General features: G+C 66.8%; 1 protein-coding gene. It reads left to right on the top strand.

The genetic code is table 11. The features are described from left to right. On the top strand, positions 1-217 hold a 217-nt coding region (locus F0Q45_RS27370; RefSeq protein WP_149656746.1), incomplete at both ends, for a hypothetical protein.

Here is a 217-nt window from a genome sequence, read left to right as displayed (position 1 = left end):
GTGCTCAAAAGCGGCGCCGCCTACCTACCCATCGACCCCAACCACCCCGACACCCGGATCGCGTTCATGATGAGCGACGCCGCGCCGGTGGCGGCATTAACCACCATCGAACTGGCCGCCCGGTTGGACGGGTATGACCTACCCGTCATCGACGTCGACGACCCCGTCATCGACACCAGCTACCCCGCCCACCCGCTGCCGCACCCATGCCCGGAAA

The organism is Mycobacterium simiae, from assembly GCF_008370645.1.
Lineage (GTDB): Bacteria > Actinomycetota > Actinomycetes > Mycobacteriales > Mycobacteriaceae > Mycobacterium > Mycobacterium simiae_A.
This window is presented reverse-complemented; position numbering and strand designations above follow the sequence as displayed.